The sequence below is a fragment of the Pseudanabaena sp. 'Roaring Creek' genome, assembly GCF_001402795.1.
Classification (GTDB): Bacteria; Cyanobacteriota; Cyanobacteriia; order Pseudanabaenales; family Pseudanabaenaceae; genus Pseudanabaena.
On record NZ_LIRE01000140.1, the window covers coordinates 1 to 1805 of the forward strand.

General features: G+C 40.1%; 1 protein-coding gene and 1 pseudogene. Both read left to right on the forward strand.

The features are described 5' to 3' along the window. Positions 1-211, forward strand: a pseudogene (locus tag AC805_RS26055) (response regulator); the annotation flags it as partial. Between the two features lie 37 nt (positions 212-248). Next, the gene (locus tag AC805_RS04440) at positions 249-1517 is read left to right on the forward strand and encodes a sensor histidine kinase (protein WP_055074295.1); all 1269 of its coding nucleotides are present in this window, start codon (positions 249-251) and stop codon (positions 1515-1517) included. Positions 1518-1805: the final 288 nt, after the last annotated feature.

The following is a 1805-nucleotide window of genomic DNA, read 5'->3' on the forward strand; positions in this document are numbered from 1 at the left end:
AGAAGATTTTGTCGTGCCACCAGAGGAGGATTTGAGAATGTTGTTGGATTTAGCCCTTGATGGGTTGCTTAAGAAGCTTGGCGATAGCGCTGGGCTGATTGGACAGAGGGATGAGCGCTATTTGCCGTTTGTCCAGAAGGTGCAGTTGCTGGCTAAGGGATTTAAAACGGAAGATATCGAAGCCTTGCTGCGTCGATATCTTCCGTTTTGAATCTCCCTAATTAATAACAATGAGGATTATAGAGAGCATGACTGTTGACGATTCCAATGCTTTGATTTTAATTGTTGATGATACCCCCACTAATCTGGATGTTATCTCAGAGGCTTTAAGCGATGCGGGATACGATGTGGCGATCGCCACGAGCGGAGAACGCGCCCTTCATCAGGTTGAGCGAAAATTGCCCGACCTCATCTTGTTAGATGTGATGATGCCTGAAATTGATGGATTTGAAACCTGTAGAAGACTAAAAAGTAATCCCAAAACCATCAATATTCCCATTATCTTCATGACAGCGCTCTCTGATACGAGTAATAAGATCAAGGGGTTTGAACTAGGTGCGGTGGACTATATTACTAAGCCTTTTCAAGAACAAGAAGTACTGGCTAGAGTAAGAACCCATTTACAGTTAAACCTATTAACACAAAAGTTAGAAGATCAGGTGATGCAGAAAACTGCCGCATTGCAAGCTTCTCAACTGCAAATTATTCAAAGTGAAAAATTGTCTGCTCTCGGCAATTTGGTTGCTGGTGTTGCCCATGAAATCAACAACCCGATTGGCTTTCTCGGGGGGAATATCCAACCTGCTTTGGGCTATATCAAGGATCTATTTGGTCTGTTAGATCTTTACCAAAAAAAGTATCCCGATCCCGATCCTGATATTCAAGAAGAAATTGACAATATCGATCTTGCGTATATTCGCGAAGATTTACCGAAGTTGGTCAGTTCGATGCGGGAAGGAATCAAACGGATTAAGGATATTAGTAATAGTCTCCGCACCTTTTCCCGTGCTGATAGTGATGCTAAGCAGACCTTTAATATCCATGAAGGGCTAGATAGTACGATTTTGATCCTTCGTCATCGACTCAAGGCAAACTCACAACGCCCAGAAATTGAAGTTGTCACTGAATACGGTCAGATCCCTCCGATTAAATGTTTCCCAGGGCAACTCAATCAAGTATTTATGAATATCTTAGCTAATGCGATTGATGCTCTAGATGAAGCCAGTCAGAAACTTAGCTATGCCGAACTCCAAGCCAATCCCAATCGGATTACGATTCAAACTTCGGCATTGGGAAATTATGTGAAAATTAAAATTACCGATAATGGTAAAGGGATGTCTGCGGAAGTAAAAAATAAGATTTTTGATCATCTATTTACGACTAAAGCTGTAGGAAAAGGGACGGGATTGGGCTTAGCGATCGCTAAGCAGATCGTTGTAGAAAAACATGAAGGAAGTATTGAAGTAAGCTCTATAATCGGTCAAGGGTCAGAATTTCTAATTCTTTTACCTCTCTAAGTTAAGGATAAATTTGCACTTTTTTATATTTCGTTTTTATATTTCGTTTTTATATTTTGTTTTTATATTTTGTTTTTATATTTTGTTTTTATATTTTGTTTTTATATCTTCCATAATGTAATTTACTAATCGAACCATGATGAAGTCTAGCGTCAAATCAGCTAAAGCTCTGCCGTTACAGCTCGTATTAGTGGTTCCCTTTGTGCTCCAAATCTTTGCCGCCGTTGGACTGACGGGATATCTATCACTACGAAATGGACAGAAGGCAGTCAATGATGTTTCTAGCCA

Bases quoted from the DNA above. Each gene is read 5' to 3' on its own strand.
- AC805_RS04440 (WP_055074295.1), top strand. From the start codon at position 249: ATGACTGTTGACGATTCCAATGCTTTGATTTTAATTGTTGATGATACC.